General features: G+C 71.8%; 17 protein-coding genes. 13 read left to right on the forward strand and 4 right to left on the reverse strand.

Annotated elements, in window-relative coordinates; genetic code table 11:
- The first annotated feature begins 81 nt into the window (after positions 1–81).
- Complete coding sequence (locus NLX94_RS34965) at positions 82–873, forward strand: DUF3558 family protein (RefSeq protein ID WP_254387309.1); 792 nt, start codon at positions 82–84, stop codon at positions 871–873.
- A gap of 126 nt (positions 874–999) precedes the next feature.
- The gene (locus tag NLX94_RS34970; protein ID WP_254387310.1) at positions 1000–2415 is read left to right on the forward strand and encodes a DUF2637 domain-containing protein; all 1416 of its coding nucleotides are present in this window, start codon (positions 1000–1002) and stop codon (positions 2413–2415) included.
- A gap of 57 nt (positions 2416–2472) precedes the next feature.
- On the opposite strand, the gene lysS is transcribed toward NLX94_RS34970, so the two are convergent.
- The gene (lysS, locus tag NLX94_RS34975; RefSeq protein WP_254387311.1) at positions 2473–4212 is read right to left on the reverse strand and encodes a lysine--tRNA ligase; all 1740 of its coding nucleotides are present in this window, start codon (positions 4210–4212) and stop codon (positions 2473–2475) included.
- A gap of 206 nt (positions 4213–4418) precedes the next feature.
- Here lysS and argS point away from each other — a divergent pair, with 206 nt between their 5' ends.
- The 7 genes from argS to NLX94_RS35010 all read left to right on the forward strand — a co-directional run bounded on the left by argS (position 4419) and on the right by NLX94_RS35010 (position 9608).
- Positions 4419–6203 (forward strand): arginine--tRNA ligase, encoded by a 1785-nt coding sequence (argS, locus tag NLX94_RS34980; RefSeq protein ID WP_254387312.1) that lies wholly within the window; start codon positions 4419–4421, stop codon positions 6201–6203.
- 102 nt (positions 6204–6305) lie between these two features.
- On the forward strand, positions 6306–6608 hold the full coding sequence (locus tag NLX94_RS34985; protein ID WP_254387313.1) for a hypothetical protein: 303 nt from the start codon (positions 6306–6308) through the stop codon (positions 6606–6608).
- The gene (locus NLX94_RS34990) at positions 6605–7105 is read left to right on the forward strand and encodes a hypothetical protein (RefSeq protein ID WP_254387314.1); all 501 of its coding nucleotides are present in this window, start codon (positions 6605–6607) and stop codon (positions 7103–7105) included. The genes NLX94_RS34985 and NLX94_RS34990 overlap by 4 nt, the downstream gene beginning before the upstream one ends.
- Positions 7106–7242: 137 nt before the next feature.
- A complete protein-coding gene (locus NLX94_RS34995) occupies positions 7243–8037 on the forward strand; it encodes a VOC family protein (RefSeq protein ID WP_254387347.1) in 795 nt (264 codons plus the stop codon).
- A 106-nt stretch (positions 8038–8143) separates the two neighbouring features.
- Positions 8144–8587, forward strand: a complete 444-nt coding sequence (locus NLX94_RS35000) for a DUF3995 domain-containing protein (RefSeq protein ID WP_254387315.1) — start codon at positions 8144–8146, stop codon at positions 8585–8587.
- Positions 8584–9126: a sigma-70 family RNA polymerase sigma factor gene (locus tag NLX94_RS35005; RefSeq protein WP_254387316.1), complete on the forward strand. Its 543-nt coding sequence runs from the start codon at positions 8584–8586 to the stop codon at positions 9124–9126. The genes NLX94_RS35000 and NLX94_RS35005 overlap by 4 nt, the downstream gene beginning before the upstream one ends.
- Entirely contained in the window at positions 9123–9608 is a 486-nt protein-coding gene (locus NLX94_RS35010; RefSeq protein ID WP_254387317.1) for a hypothetical protein, read from the forward strand. Before NLX94_RS35005 ends, NLX94_RS35010 begins: the two co-directional genes overlap by 4 nt.
- Position 9609: 1 nt before the next feature.
- On the opposite strand, the gene NLX94_RS35015 is transcribed toward NLX94_RS35010, so the two are convergent.
- Positions 9610–10005, reverse strand: a complete 396-nt coding sequence (locus tag NLX94_RS35015; RefSeq protein WP_254387318.1) for an ATP-binding protein — start codon at positions 10003–10005, stop codon at positions 9610–9612.
- Positions 10006–10118: 113 nt separating this feature from the next.
- Between NLX94_RS35015 and NLX94_RS35020 the strand changes: the two genes are divergently transcribed.
- Both NLX94_RS35020 and NLX94_RS35025 read left to right on the forward strand, forming a co-directional pair.
- Positions 10119–10943, forward strand: a complete 825-nt coding sequence (locus NLX94_RS35020) for a helix-turn-helix transcriptional regulator (protein ID WP_254387319.1) — start codon at positions 10119–10121, stop codon at positions 10941–10943.
- Positions 10940–11185: a DUF397 domain-containing protein gene (locus tag NLX94_RS35025; RefSeq protein ID WP_254387320.1), complete on the forward strand. Its 246-nt coding sequence runs from the start codon at positions 10940–10942 to the stop codon at positions 11183–11185. Before NLX94_RS35020 ends, NLX94_RS35025 begins: the two co-directional genes overlap by 4 nt.
- Here the strand turns inward: NLX94_RS35025 and NLX94_RS35030 are convergent.
- Complete coding sequence (locus NLX94_RS35030; RefSeq protein WP_254387321.1) at positions 11163–11921, reverse strand: TetR/AcrR family transcriptional regulator; 759 nt, start codon at positions 11919–11921, stop codon at positions 11163–11165. The genes NLX94_RS35025 and NLX94_RS35030 overlap by 23 nt on opposite strands.
- 100 nt (positions 11922–12021) lie before the next feature.
- Here NLX94_RS35030 and NLX94_RS35035 point away from each other — a divergent pair, with 100 nt between their 5' ends.
- Both NLX94_RS35035 and NLX94_RS35040 read left to right on the forward strand, forming a co-directional pair.
- Positions 12022–12978 carry an ATP-binding cassette domain-containing protein gene (locus NLX94_RS35035; RefSeq protein ID WP_254387322.1) on the forward strand — a complete coding sequence of 319 codons (957 nt, stop codon included), beginning with the start codon at positions 12022–12024 and terminating at the stop codon, positions 12976–12978.
- Entirely contained in the window at positions 12975–13736 is a 762-nt protein-coding gene (locus tag NLX94_RS35040; RefSeq protein ID WP_254387323.1) for an ABC transporter permease, read from the forward strand. The genes NLX94_RS35035 and NLX94_RS35040 overlap by 4 nt, the downstream gene beginning before the upstream one ends.
- A 45-nt stretch (positions 13737–13781) precedes the next feature.
- On the opposite strand, the gene NLX94_RS35045 is transcribed toward NLX94_RS35040, so the two are convergent.
- Positions 13782–14054: a DUF1876 domain-containing protein gene (locus NLX94_RS35045; protein ID WP_254387324.1), complete on the reverse strand. Its 273-nt coding sequence runs from the start codon at positions 14052–14054 to the stop codon at positions 13782–13784.
- Positions 14055–14138: the final 84 nt, after the last annotated feature.

The raw sequence follows: 14138 nt of genomic DNA on the forward strand, positions 1-14138 counted from the left end.
CGGGCTACCGTTGCTCGGGTCCCGCGCCCGCCGGAGGGCCCGAACGAGCCCGCACGAAGACCCACAACGTCTGAAGGAATCATGCACCGATCAGCCTCGCGCCTCACCCGCGTCCTCGCCTGCGCAGCCGTCCCGGTGATCCTCACGGTCGCCGGCTGCTCGTCCGACTCGGGCAAGGAGTCGGGCACCGACAGCGGCAAGAAGTCCGAAGCGTCCTCGTCCTCGTCCGCCGAGCCGAGCTCCAAGCCCTCCAAGGAGGCGCTGGAGAAGGCCGTGTACGCCACGCTGCCGGAGCCGTGCAAGGCGGTCGGTGCGAAGACGATCGAGACGATCGTCCCCAAGGCGAAGGACGCCAACGGCACCGCCGCCAAGTCCAACGACCTCAACAGCCGCGCCACCTGCACCTGGAACGGCCTGGACGAGGCCGGCCTCAAGGGCTCGCAGTACCGCTGGCTGTCGGTCTCCCTGGTCCGCTACGACTCCCTCGCCTCGGTCGGCACCGGCACCAAGCGCGCCGAGGACGAGTACGCCAAGCAGGTCGAGAAGGCCAAGACCGTCGAGGGCGCGGAGAACGTGAAGCCGGAGGAGGCGGGCGGCATCGGCGACCAGGCCACCTCCGTCACCTTCACCACCAAGAAGGACGGCGACTTCTTCAACACCACGGTCATCGCCCGCACGCACAACGTGGTCATCACCCTCGACTACAACGGCACGGCCTACGAGGGCGCGACCGCCCCGGACCCGGCCAAGCTGCTCCAGGACGCCATCGCGGCGACGAAGGAGACCGTGGCCTCGGTCCAGGCCGCCAACCAGGCGCAGCAGCCGGAGCAGTCGGCCCAGCCGGAGCAGCAGCCCTCGCCCGCCAGCTCCTAGGACATACAGCTCCTCGGCGGTCCGGAAGCGGGGTCCTCGACCCCGCTTCCGGACCGCCGACGTCCTCTTCCCCGCACGCGCGTACGCTGTGCCCTGCCGTAGCTCGACAAGGGGAGGGGATCGCGGGTGGCCGCGATGCAGCTGACTCGTACGCACCGGATATTGATCGGTGTCGTGGTCGCCGGAGCCGTCGTGATCGCGGGGATCGGATTCGCCGGTTCCTACTCCGCCGTGCGGGCCCTGGCCGAGAAGAAGGGCTTCGGCTCCTTCTCGCTGGTCTTCCCGATCGGCATCGACATGGGCATCTGCGTCCTGCTGGCGCTGGACCTGCTCCTGACGTGGATCCGGATCCCGTTCCCGCTGCTGCGCCAGACGGCGTGGCTGCTGACGGCGGCGACGATCGCCTTCAACGGCGCGGCCGCCTGGCCCGACCCCCTCGGGGTCGGCATGCACGCCGTGATCCCGATCCTGTTCGTGGTCACCGTGGAGGCCGCCCGGCACGCGGTGGGCCGGATCGCGGACATCACCGCCGACCGGCACATGGAGGGCGTCCGCCTCACGCGCTGGCTGCTCTCCCCCGTCCCCACCTTCAAGCTGTGGCGCCGGATGAAGCTGTGGGAGCTGCGCTCCTACGAGCAGGCCGTGGGCATGGAGCAGGACCGCCTGATCTACCAGGCCCGCCTGCAGGCCCGCTACGGCCGCGCCTGGCGCCGCAAGGCCCCCGTCGGCGCCATGATGCCGCTGCGGCTGGCCCGCATAGGCGTCCCGCTCTCCCAGACCGCCCCCGAGGGCCTCGCGGCGGCGGGCATCGACCCCCTCCTCATCCCCCCGCCCCCGGCCGCGGACCCGGCGGTGGCTCCGGCCCTCACCGCGGGCGCCGAGGAGGCACAGCAGCCGGCGGCGGCGGTCGCAGCGGCGGCCCTGCCCGTCCGGGAGCCGGCTGCCGGCCCCGGCCCCGCCGACTTCGCGCAGCAGCACCCGGAGCAGCAGCACCAGCTCGCCGCGCCCGCGCCCGGGCCGCAGTACGCGCAGGGCCCGCAGGGTCCGCAGGGCCACCCCGACGCGCCCGCCTTCGTGGTGGACCCGACCGCCATGCCGGCCGCGCACAACAGCGCGTGGTTCGCGGCAGCCCGCGCGCCGCAGGCCTCGTACCAGAGCGGCTACAACCCGCAGTACGTCGAGGGCCTGGAGCCGACCCCGGTCATGCCCCCGATGGGCCCGGAGCAGCCGGAGCAGCAGCAGGAGCCGGAGCAGGCCCCCGAGCAGCAGGAGCTGCCGATACCGGGCCCCCGCCAGGAGGAGGCCTTCCCGGAGGGCGAGCCGCCGAGCGACGACGACGTGAAGTTCGCGGAGGCGGCGTACGAGGTGTTCCGCTCGCACCTGGAGGAGAACGGCGAGGTCCTGACCGCCGAGCAGCTCGACATACTGCTGGCCGACCGGTACGGGGTGGTGCACCCGCGCAGCGCCTCGCTGATCCGCAAGATCTTCCCGCAGCTCAAGCAGCGCTACCAGCGCGAGCTGGAGAACGAGCACATCGCGTGACCCGGTCGTGAGAAGGGCCCGCACCCCCCTCAGGGGGTGCGGGCCCTTCTCACGACCTCAGACGGCGAGCAGCTTGCGCACCCGCTCCGCCCCCACCGCGAGCAGCAGCGTGGGCAGGCGCGGCCCGGTCTCCCGGGTCACGAGGAGCCGGTACAGCAGGGCGAAGAAGGTCCGCTGCGCGATCTTGAGCTCCGGCGTCGGCTTGGCGTCGGGCTCCAGGCCGGCCATCACCTTGGGTACGCCGTAGACGAGCGTGGTGAGGCCGTCGAGGGACCAGTGCGAGTCGAGCCCGTCCACGAGCAGGCGCAGGGACTCGCGGCCCTCGTCGTCCAGGGACGACAGGAGCTCTACGTCGGCCTCCTCGCGCACCAGCGTCCGCTGGTCGGCCGGGACCTGGGTGGTGATCCAGTTCTCGGCGCGGTCCAGGCGCGGGCGGACCTCGTCGAGGGAGGTCAGCGGCTGCGTCGGGTCCAGGTCGGTCAGGATCCGCAGGGTCTGCTCGTCGTGGCCGCCGGTGATGTCCGCGACCGAGGCGAGCGTCCGGTACGGCAGGGCGCGCGGGGTGCGCGGCAGCTCGTGGGAGGCGACGCGTACGGCGCGGGCGTGGGCGGCGGCGTCGGCGGGGAGCACGGAGCCGTCGGCGACCTTGGCCTCCAGCTTGTCCCACTCGTCGTAGAGCCGCTGGATCTCCTGGTCGAAGGCGATCTTGAAGGACTGGTTGGGCTTGCGGCGGGCGTAGAGCCAGCGCAGCAGCTGCGGCTCCATGATCTTCAGCGCGTCGGCCGGGGTGGGGACCCCGCCCTTGCTGGAGGACATCTTGGCCATGCCGCTGATGCCGACGAAGGCGTACATCGGTCCGATCGGCTGCTCGCCGCCGAAGATCCCGACGATCTGGCCGCCGACCTGGAAGGAGGAGCCGGGCGAGGAGTGGTCGACGCCCGAGGGCTCGAAGATCACGCCCTCGTAGGCCCAGCGCATGGGCCAGTCGACCTTCCAGACCAGCTTGCCGCGGTTGAACTCGCTGAGCTTGACCGTCTCGGTGAACTCGTCCTCGGTGCAGACGTAGGTCAACTCGGTGGTCTCGTCGTCGTAGGACGTGACCTTGGTGAAGTCCTTGCCGCACTCGCCGCAGTACGGCTTGTACGGGAAGTACTCCGTGCCCTCCGCGCTGCCGTCGTCCTCGGCGGCCGCGCCGGAGCCCTCGGCGGCCTCCAGCTCGGCCTCGTCGACCTGCTTCTGCTGCGGCTTCTTGCCGCCCGGCTTCTGCTTGGTCCGGTACTGGTCGAGGATCGCGTCGATGTCGCCGCGGTGCTTCATCGCGAACAGGACCTGCTCGCGGTAGGTGCCGGCGGTGTACTGCTCGGTCTGGCTGATCGGGTCGTACTCGACGCCCAGCTCGGCCAGCGCCTCGACCATGGCGGCCTTGAAGTGCTCGGACCAGTTCGGGTACGAGGATCCGGCCGGGGCGGGCACGGCGGTCAGCGGGCGGCCGATGTGCTGGGCGTGCGACTCCTCGGTGACGCCGGGGATGCCCTTGGGGACCTTCCGGTACCGGTCGTAGTCGTCCCAGGAGATCAGGTGCCGGACCTCGTGGCCCCGGCGGCGGATCTCGTCGGCGACCAGGTGCGGGGTCATGACCTCGCGGAGGTTGCCGAGGTGGATCGGGCCGGAGGGGGAGAGGCCGGACGCGACGACGATCGTTTTACCGGGGGCTCGGCGCTCCGCCTCGGCGATGACCTCGTCCGCGAAACGGGAGACCCAGTCGGTCTCGGTGCTGCTCGGGGCGCTCTGACCCACGACACGTCCTTCTCTCTCGAATGCTGCCTTCTCGCCATTCTTCCAGACGGAGGGGGGCACTCCGGGGTTGCCCGACGGCGGCTATATCCCGGGATGCGGACAGCCCTCGCGTGGGATACTCGGCACTTGTCGGAACACCCAAGTGCACCCCGGGTGCACCCACCGGCACCACGTCAGCAGGCACGACCTCACAGGAACGGCAGCTCATGGCCTCGGTCCCTTCCCTCGCTTCCTCCGTCAACCAGCGCGTCGCCGACGCACTCGCCTCCGCCCTGCCGGACGCCGGTGCGAGCGACCCGCTGCTGCGACGAAGCGACCGGGCCGACTTCCAGGCCAACGGCATCCTGGCGCTCGCGAAGAAGGCCAAGGCCAACCCGCGCGAGCTGGCGACGACCGTCGTCGAGGGCATCGACACCGCCGGCCTGATCCAGGAGATCGAGGTCTCGGGCCCCGGCTTCCTCAACATCACCATCACCGACCGGGCGATCGTCGAGACCCTGGCGGCGCGCGCCGCGGACGACCGCCTCGGCGTGCCGCTGGCCGCGAAGCCGGGCACGACGGTGATCGACTACGCGCAGCCGAACGTGGCCAAGGAGATGCACGTCGGCCACCTGCGGTCGGCGGTCATCGGCGCGGCGATGGTGGAGATCCTGGAGTTCACCGGCGAGAAGGTGGTCCGGCGTCACCACATCGGCGACTGGGGCACCCAGTTCGGCATGCTCATCCAGTACCTGATGGAGCACCCGCACGAGCTGGACCACAAGGCGGAGCAGGGTACGGAGGTCTCCGGCGAGGAGGCCATGTCCAACCTGAACCGCCTGTACAAGGCCTCGCGCGCCCTCTTCGACTCCGACGAGGAGTTCAAGACCCGCGCCCGTGCCCGGGTGGTGGACCTCCAGGCCGGCGAGCCGGAGACCCTGGCCCTCTGGCAGCGGTTCGTGGACGAGTCGAAGATCTACTTCTACTCGGTCTTCAACAAGCTGGACATGGACATCCAGGACCCCGACGTCATCGGCGAGTCCGGCTACAACGACATGCTGGTGGAGACCTGCAAGCTGCTGGAGGACTCGGGCGTCGCCGTCCGCTCCAACGGCGCGCTCTGCGTGTTCTTCGACGACGTCAAGGGCCAGGACGGCAACCCGACCCCGCTGATCGTCCAGAAGTCCGACGGCGGCTTCGGCTACGCCGCGACCGACCTCTCGGCGATCCGCGACCGCGTCGGCGAGCTGGGCGCCTCGACCCTGCTCTACGTGGTGGACGCGCGGCAGTCCCTGCACTTCAAGATGGTCTTCGAGACGGCCCGCCGCGCGGGCTGGCTGAACGAGGACACCAAGGCCGTGCAGCTGGCCTTCGGCACCGTGCTGGGCAAGGACGGCAAGCCGTTCAAGACCCGCGAGGGCGAGACGGTGCGGCTGGTGGACCTCCTCGACGAGGCCGTCGACCGCGCCACCGCCGTGGTCCGCGAGAAGGCGGAGAAGATCGGCCTGTCCGAGGCGGAGATCGTCGAGAACGGCCAGTACGTGGGCATCGGCGCCGTGAAGTACGCGGACCTGTCCACCTCGGCCTCGCGCGACTACAAGTTCGACCTGGACCAGATGGTCTCGCTGACCGGTGACACGTCCGTGTACCTCCAGTACGCGTACGCCCGCATCAAGTCCATCCTGCGGAAGTCGGCCGAGGCGGGCGACCGCAAGCCGGTCGCGCACCCGGAGCTGGAGCTGGCCCCGGCCGAGCGCGCGCTGGGCCTGCACCTGGACCACTTCGGCGAGCTCATCGCCGAGGCGGCCGTGGAGTACGCCCCGCACAAGGTGGCGGCGTACCTCTACCAGCTCTCCTCGCTGTTCGCGACGTTCTACGAGCAGTGCCCGGTCGTGAAGCCCGAGCCCGAGCTCGTCGTCGGCGAGAACCGCCTCTTCCTGTGCGACCTGACCGCCCGCACCCTCAGCAAGGGCATGTCCCTCCTCGGAATCCGCACCCCCGAGAAGCTCTGACCCCCGAGCCCCGACACCACGCCGGCCCCCGCCTCCCCCACCGGAGGCGGGGGCCGTGGCATTTCCCCAGAAAGGCGTAACACGCCGTGCTACGCTCGCTCCATGGCCCCTAAGGAGCGGTTCAGCATCAGCATGGACGCGGCGCTGCGCACGCGAGTGAAGGAGCACGCCGACGCCATGGGGATCGACGTCTCTTCCTACGTCACGGCAGCCGTGCTGAGGCAGATCGATGAGGACATCCTCGTCGCCCGGCGCTTCGCCGACATCGACGCGGACATCGCGGCGACGGAGGCGATGGCTCCCCCGCAGGGCCAGGACGAGGAGTTCGACGAGGCCGACATGGCCGCCGTACGGGCGGGCATCGCCCAGGCCCTCGCGCCCGAGGCGCGGGACTCCGCCGCGTGAGCAATCCCGTCTTCGTGTATGACACCGGCATGCTCGTCGCGCTGGACCGCGCGGAACAGCCCGCCAGGCGCCTGCACCAGTACCTGTCCGAGCAGGACCACCCTCCCGTCGTGCCGCTGCCCGTGCTGGCCCAGGCTTGGCGGCCCGGCCAGTGGACCCCGCTGACCCGCGCCGTCCCCCAGTGCACCGTGTTCGGCGTACGTTCCTCCGCGCCACTGTCGTGCGGCGTATGCCTGGCAGGCCACGTCGAGGACGACGCCAAGCGGGCCGGCCGCATCCTGGCCTCAGCCGCGATCCCGGCCGAGAAGCGGCCCGACTCCGTGGACGCGCTGGCCGTGGTCATCGCCGCCAGGCATCCGCACGCGATCATCGTCACCTCCGACCCCCGGGACATCTCGGCCTACCGGGACGCCCTGCCCGGAGCTGCCGAGGACATCCGGGTGCTCTCGGTGGCCGACCTCGCCGCGTTCATCGCGGGCAAGCGCGTCCTGCGCTGAACCGCGGAGGCGATCCGGCCGGGCAGAGGCGCACCCGCCGCCGCTTCACCCGTACGGCCCGATTCCGGCCGTACCACCCGGGTAGGGGACGGGCCGTCCATCCCCTACCCACCCCCACGGAGGGCCCCGTGCCCGACATGAACGGTCCCTACAAGCCCGGCACGCCCTGCTGGATCGACCTGATGGTTCCCGACCAGCAGGCCGCCCTGGACTTCTACGCCGACCTCTTCGGCTGGCAGGGCGAGATCGGCCCGCCGGAGACCGGCGGGTACTCCGTCTGCACCCTCAAGGGCAAGCCGGTCGCCGGGATCATGAAGGCGATGAACCCGGACGGGAGCACCCCCGACCCGGCGCCCCCGACCGTGTGGACCACGTACCTCGCCACGGACGCCATCGATGCCGCCCTCAAGTCCGTCACCGACGCGGGCGGCACGGTCATGATGGGCCCGATGGACGTGATGGACCTCGGGCGGATGGCCGTCATCGCCGACCCGACCGGCGCCGTCGTCGGCCTGTGGCAGGCCGGCACCTTCGACGGGGCGGGCATCGTCAACGAGCACGGCGCGCTCATCTGGAACGAGCTGAGCACCGGCGACGTGCCCGCCGCGAGAGCCTTCTACTCCGCCGTCCTGCCGGTCACCACGGCCCTGTCCGAGATGCCGGAGGCCGCGGGGTACACGGAGTTCCAGGTCGACGGCCGCGCGGTGGCCGGAATGATGGACCTGGGCAACCTGCCCCCCGGCACCCCGCCGAACTGGGTCCCGTACTTCAGCGCCGACGACGTGGACGAGATCCAGGCCGCCGCCACCCGCGCCGGGGGCTCCGTCATGGCCCCCGCCTTCGACATGGCGGCCGGCCGCATGGCCGTCCTGGCGGATCCGCAGGGCGCCGTCTTCGCGGTGATCAAGGCCCGCCCGGAGATCATCGACTGACGCACGACGGAGTGTGACGGGGCTCACAGGGAACGTTTCCCCTGTGAGCCCCCTCCTCGGTGTGCCGGACCGCTGCCGAAGCGTTCCACCACCGAGGGGGCCGAGGATGAAGGACACGACACGCAGCCGCACCGGGCGCGCGCTCGCCGCGCTGCTCGCCGCCGACGGACTGATCCACCTGTACTGGGCCACGGGCCTGACCTGGCCCGCCCCCGACGAGCGCACCCTCTCCCTGGCCGTACTCGGCTCCGAAGTCTCCTTCGGCCCCGCGGTAGTCCTCCCCCTGGCCGCCCTCACCCTGACCGCCTCCGCCGCGGTCCTGGCCCACACGCACGGCGGGGGCACCAGCCCCCTCCCGCGGGCCGCCCGGCTGGTGACGGCCGGTGTCGCCGCCGGGCTGGCCCTACGGGGGCTCGCGGGCCTGGGCTGGGCCGCCGGGGTCCTCGACAGCCCGGCCGAAGGGCCCTTCCGCGCGCTCAACCTCGCGCTGTACACCCCCGTCTGCCTCGGCTTCGGCTGGGCCGCGGCCCGACTGGCACGCGCCCGGTGAACGCACCCGGCAGCCCCGCACCGGGCCCCCTCACCCCCGACGCCCGCGCCCGCGGAGTCGCCCTCGCGCGCGCGGCCCGACGCGGCGACACCCTCGCGCTGCACGACCTCCTCGACCACCTGACCCCGTACATCGCCCGGATCTGCCACCCGATCGCCCTCGCGGACGGCCCGGACGCCACCCAGGAGGCCCTGCTCGCCGCCTTCCGCTCCCTCCACACCCTCCGCGACCCCGAGGCCCTCTACGGCTGGGTCCGCTCCATCGCCGTCCGCGAGGCCGTCCGCACGGCCCGGCGCGCGGCCCGCGACCGCCCCGCCGAACTGGCCGAGGTACCGGCCCGGGACGATCCGCAGCTGGCCGCCGACATCGAGGACGTCCTGACCCGCCTCTCCCCGGCGCACCGGGCCGTCCTCGTACTCCGCGACGTCGAAGGCCTCGACGAGGAGTCCGCCGCCGCCCTGCTCGGCGTCCCGCCGGGCACCGCCAAGTCCCGGCTGCACCGGGCCCGCAGCAGCTTCCGAAAGGCGTGGTCCGCATGACGCACACACCCGGACACGAGCGCGAGCACGCAGTGGACCCCGTCGCCCGGCTCCGCATCATGGCGGCCGCCGTCCCGGGAGCCCGGGTCGTCGAAGCGGTCCTCCCGGCCCCCCTGGAGGCCGTCTGGGCGGTGATGTCGGACCTGGAGGGCGAGTTCGGCCGCTTCCAGCCGGACATGCGCACCGTCCGCGTGCTCCGGACCACGGGCGACCGCGTGGAGGCCCTGGCCCGCAGCAAGTACGGCCTGCGCGCCCACTTCCACGGCGTCCTGCGCCCCGGCTGGTGCTGGCTCCAGAGCCGCTTCCTGATCATCGGCATGGCCGCCGCCCCCACCCCCGACGGCGCCACCCGCGTGGCCCTGACGGGCGGCGTACGGGTCCCGGGCCGCGCGGCGATCGTCCCCGTCGGCGCGGAACGCGAACTCCGGCAGGCGATGGCCCGATTGGCGGGCCGGGTCGCCGCCGGCGACACCACCGCCTGAGTCAGCGGCAGCGGAACTCGCACCACACGACCTTGCCCGGCGCCCGGGGCAGCACGCCCCAGGCGTCGGCGAGGCCGTCCACGAGCAGCAGCCCCCGCCCCCGCTCCGGCACCCCTTCCCGGATCCGGGACAGTCCGGGGCCGCTGTCGTGCACCTCGACGCGGACGGTCCCTTCGTACGCGAGCAGCCGCAACAGGTAGCCCCGGCCGCGCGGGACCCCGTACCGCAGCGCGTTGGTCGTCAGCTCGCTCACGCAGAGCAACACGTCGTCCTCCCGGGAGGCCCGGCCCCAGGCGGCCAAGGTGTCACGTGTGAAGTGGCGTGCGGCGCGGATGGTTTGAGGTGAGCGCAGGTAGAGGCGCTCCTGCACCAGGGCGGGTTGAGTATGCGTATTCACGCACCGATCGTCGCGTTACGTGACTAGCGTGGAGCTGAGCGCCGACCCGTACTCAGTGATGAGTACGGGTTCGCACGGGGTAGTGCAGCCACCGGGGTGGGGAGTCCATCGTCATGCCACCGAAGAAGCGCCCACGGCCGAACGCGACGACCATGAAGATGGTCGGCAAACAGGTGGCTGCCGCCCGCATAGCCAAGAACCTGACGCAGAAGCAGCTCGGGGAGCTGGTCGGTCTGGACGCGGAGACGATCGCGTCGATCGAACAGGGCCGGCGGGCGCTGATGCCGGACATCGCGGAGCTGATGGACCAGTTCCTGGGCCTGCCCGGCACCCTGGCCGTCGCGGCCGCGGAGATGCCCGCCGTGGACGTGACGCCGCCCTGGGCCGAGGAGTACATGGAGCTGGAGCACAGCGCGATCGCCCTCTCCTGGTTCGACAACCAGGTCGTACCGGGCCTGCTCCAGACGGAGACGCACGCGCGGGCCGTCTTCGCCTGCCGCGTCCCGGCGCATCCGGAGTCGGAGATCGAGTCGCTGACCACCTCGCGCATCCGGCGCCAGCAGATCCTGCACCGCGCCAGTCCGCCGACCCTGAGCTTCGTCGTCTGGGAGGCTGTCCTACGGGACCGGCTGGGCGGGGACGAGGTGTACGCGGAGCAGCTGCGCCACCTGCGCGCGTGCGCGGATCTTCCGGACGTGAGCCTCCAGGTCATGCCCCTGGGCCGCACCTCCCACGCGGGCCTCAACGGCCCGTTCACGCTCCTGGAAACCGCGGAGCACCAGCACTTCGCGTACACGGAGAGCCAGCGCGGCAGCCACCTGATCTCGGACCCGAATGAGGTCAGCATCCTCGCGCGCAAGTATGCAATGCTGCGGACTCAGGCCCTCAACACCGAGCAGACGAGGGGCCTGTTGGACCGCCTGCTAGGAGAGACATGAGCGCCACCACCGCACTGACGTGGTTCAAGTCCAGCTACAGCGGCGACGAAGGCGGCCAGTGCCTGGAGGTGGCCGTCGCCTGGGCGAAGTCCACGTACAGCGACGACGTAGCCGCCGCCTGCGTAGAGGTCGCCACCTGCCCGGGAACCGTCCACGTCCGGGACTCGAAGGTCCCGCACGGACCGGTGCTGGACCTGACACCCACCGCCTGGGCCGCCCTTACGGAGTGGACCGCTCGCTGATCAGCGCGGCCAGGCCGTCCAGGATGCGGTCCAGGCCGAAGCGGAACTGGAAGTCCGGCTCGTCCGAGCCCGTGAACGCGTCGGACTCGATCAGGCGCGTCACCGCCGGGTGCGTGTCCGGGCCGGTCATCAGCCGCAGCGTGCGCAGGTACTGACCCAGTACCTGGTCCGGTGAGACGCCGGCCTTGATGATCGCGTCCATCATGTCCGCGGCCATCGTCGCCTCGTTGCGGACCAGGCCGCCGATGAGGATGATCGCCGAGATCTTCTCGCTCTCCCGCAGGGCCGTCCCGGCCATCGCCGCGAGCCCGCGTTCCATCCAGGCGAGCTGGTTCGGGCTGACCGGTGCCCCGGTGATGGGGATGCGCAGGATCCAGGAGTTGGCCATCAGCACGGTCCGCTGCGCGTACGCCCACTCCGCCAGCAGCTCCCGCCAGCCCGCGCCCCCGGCGGAATCCGGCGGGGTGCCTACTCCCGCGTCGGCCATGAGGATGTAGAGCTCTTCCTTCGCCGTGACGTACCGGTAGAGGGACATCGTCGAGACGCCCAGTTCCTTGGCCACCCGGCCCATGGAGACGGCGTCCATCCCCTCCCCCGCGGCGAGGGCGACCGCCGCGTCCACGATCCGCTGGAGGGTCAGGGTGGGGCGGGGGCCCTTGCCGGGGCGTTCGCGCAGGCCCCAGGCCATCTCCAGGCTCGCCGGGAGTCCGGTTTCCCCGTCGGGTTCCTTCGCCATCGCCGCCTCCTCCCTGGTGACTCGTTGACCCACATCCTAGTTCTGTGTATTACTTACACAGAAGCGCGTAACCCATACGCAGAAGGGGGAGCAGCCCACGATGACCACGACCACGACGACCACCACCACGGCCACGCGAAGCGACCTCGGCATCCACGCCACCGCCCTGACGAAGTCCTACGGCGCCCTGCGCGTCCTCGACGGCATCGACCTCGCCGTCCCGCGCGGCAGCGTCCTCGCCCTCCTCGGCCCCAACGGTGCCGGGAAGACCACCACCGTCCGGATCCTCGCCACCCTCACCGAGCCCGACTCCGGCACCGCCCGCGTCGCGGGCCACGACACCGCCTCCGCGCGGGCCCTCGTACGCCGCTCCCTCAGCCTCACCGGGCAGTTCGCGGCCGTCGACGACCTCCAGACCGGCGCCGAGATGCTCCGCATGATGGGCCGGCTGCGCGGTCTCGGCCCGCGCGCCGCCCGGGCCCGGGCCGACGAGCTGCTGGAGCGGTTCGGGCTCGCCGAGGCGGGCGCGCGCACGGCGAAGACGTACTCGGGCGGCATGCGGCGGCGCCTCGACCTCGCCGCGAGCCTGGTCTCGCGGCCGGAGGTGATCTTCCTGGACGAGCCGACGACCGGCCTGGACCCGCGCAGCCGCCAGGACCTGTGGGAACTCGTACGGGAACTGCGCGCCGACGGCACGACCGTGCTGCTCACCACCCAGTACCTGGAGGAGGCCGACCGGCTCGCCGACCGGGTGGCCGTGCTGGCCGAGGGGCGGATCGCCGCCGAGGGCACGCCCGCCGAGCTCAAGTCCCGGGTCGCCGGCCACCGCCTCGACCTGACCCTGACCGGCCGGGCGGCGTACGACGCGCTGACCCCGCGCGCGGTGCACCTCGTACCGGACGAGCTGACCCTCGGGCTGCCCACCGACGGCAGCGCCGCCCACGTCCGCGCCCTGCTCGACGAACTCGACCCGGACCGCACCGCCGTCGCCCGCTTTGCGGTGCGCACCGCCACCCTCGACGACGTGTTCCTCACCCTGACGGGAGCCGCCCGATGACCACGATGACCACGACCACCGCCGCGTTCTCGCTGGCCGGCCGCAGCCTGCGGATCAGCCGCCGCAGCCCCGACGCGCTGATCGCCGCGCTGATGCTCCCGGTCATGCTGATGCTGATCTTCGTCTACTTCTTCGGCGGCGCCATCGACACCGGGACCGAGTACGTGACGTACGTGGTCCCCGGCGCCATGCTCCTCTGCGCCGGCTTCGGCGCGGCCAGTACCGCCGTCAGCGTCGCGGACGACATGAAGAACGGGATCGTCGACCGTTTCCGCTCCCTGGACATCGGCGGCGTCCCGATCCTGGCCGGGCACGTGGCGGCCTCCGTCCTGCGGAACCTGGTGTCCACCGCCCTGGTCCTCGCCGTCGCCCTCGCCATCGGCTTCCGGCCCCAGGCCGGGCCGCTCGCCTTCCTCGCGGCGGCCGGGCTGCTGTTCGCGTACATCACGGCGATCTCGTGGCTGGCCGCCGTCCTCGGCCTGCTGGCCAAGTCCCCGGAGGCCGCGGGCGGGTTCACCTTCCTGATGATGTTCCTGCCGTACCCGTCCAGCGCGTTCGTCCCCATCGCCACGATGCCCGGCTGGCTGCACGGCTTCGCGGAGAACCAGCCGCTGACCCCGGTGATCGAATCCCTGCGCGCACTGCTCCTGGCCCAGCCCGCGGGGAACTCCCCCTGGGTGGCCCTCACCTGGTGCGCCGGCATCACGGCGGTGGCCGTCGCCCTGGCGGGCGTGCTGTTCCGCGGCCGGACCCGCTGACGAACTCCTGACGGAGCCCGCCGCGGGCCTGTGCGGCCTGCCCGCTCAGCGATTGAGCGGATAGGAATGCCGGCCCGTGGCTTCGTCGATCTCGCTGTGGGCCTTCTGCAGCATCTGGGACGCGATATCCATCAGCGCCCGCGCACCGGCGATCTCTTCGCCGACCCTCAGCTGCTCCGGGTCGGAAGGGTGGCGCATGGCGTAGCCGTGCGCCCTGATCTCGGAGCCGTCGCCGAGTCTGACCAGGGCCGCCGCGCTGGTGCGGTGCCCCTCCTCGGTGAATTCGAGATCCACGTGCCACCCGACGAGCGTGGTCATGGCGCATCACCTCCAGGGTTCGGTACACCCTGCCTCCAGGGTGCGCCCGACCACGACCCGATGCGAATCGGTACGGCCGGCCCG

Source organism: Streptomyces sp. TBY4, from assembly GCF_024213195.1.
Classification (GTDB): Bacteria; Actinomycetota; Actinomycetes; order Streptomycetales; family Streptomycetaceae; genus Streptomyces.

Coding starts and splice junctions, on each gene's coding strand:
- NLX94_RS35020 (WP_254387319.1), top strand. CDS start 10,119: ATGCCACCGAAGAAGCGCCCACGGCCGAACGCGACGACCATGAAGATG.
- argS (WP_254387312.1), top strand. CDS start 4,419: ATGGCCTCGGTCCCTTCCCTCGCTTCCTCCGTCAACCAGCGCGTCGCC.
- NLX94_RS35030 (WP_254387321.1), bottom strand. CDS start 11,921: ATGGCGAAGGAACCCGACGGGGAAACCGGACTCCCGGCGAGCCTGGAG.
- NLX94_RS35010 (WP_254387317.1), top strand. CDS start 9,123: ATGACGCACACACCCGGACACGAGCGCGAGCACGCAGTGGACCCCGTC.
- NLX94_RS35000 (WP_254387315.1), top strand. CDS start 8,144: ATGAAGGACACGACACGCAGCCGCACCGGGCGCGCGCTCGCCGCGCTG.
- NLX94_RS35040 (WP_254387323.1), top strand. CDS start 12,975: ATGACCACGATGACCACGACCACCGCCGCGTTCTCGCTGGCCGGCCGC.
- NLX94_RS34985 (WP_254387313.1), top strand. CDS start 6,306: ATGGCCCCTAAGGAGCGGTTCAGCATCAGCATGGACGCGGCGCTGCGC.
- NLX94_RS34965 (WP_254387309.1), top strand. CDS start 82: ATGCACCGATCAGCCTCGCGCCTCACCCGCGTCCTCGCCTGCGCAGCC.
- NLX94_RS35035 (WP_254387322.1), top strand. CDS start 12,022: ATGACCACGACCACGACGACCACCACCACGGCCACGCGAAGCGACCTC.
- NLX94_RS35025 (WP_254387320.1), top strand. CDS start 10,940: ATGAGCGCCACCACCGCACTGACGTGGTTCAAGTCCAGCTACAGCGGC.
- NLX94_RS35045 (WP_254387324.1), bottom strand. CDS start 14,054: ATGACCACGCTCGTCGGGTGGCACGTGGATCTCGAATTCACCGAGGAG.
- NLX94_RS34995 (WP_254387347.1), top strand. CDS start 7,243: ATGAACGGTCCCTACAAGCCCGGCACGCCCTGCTGGATCGACCTGATG.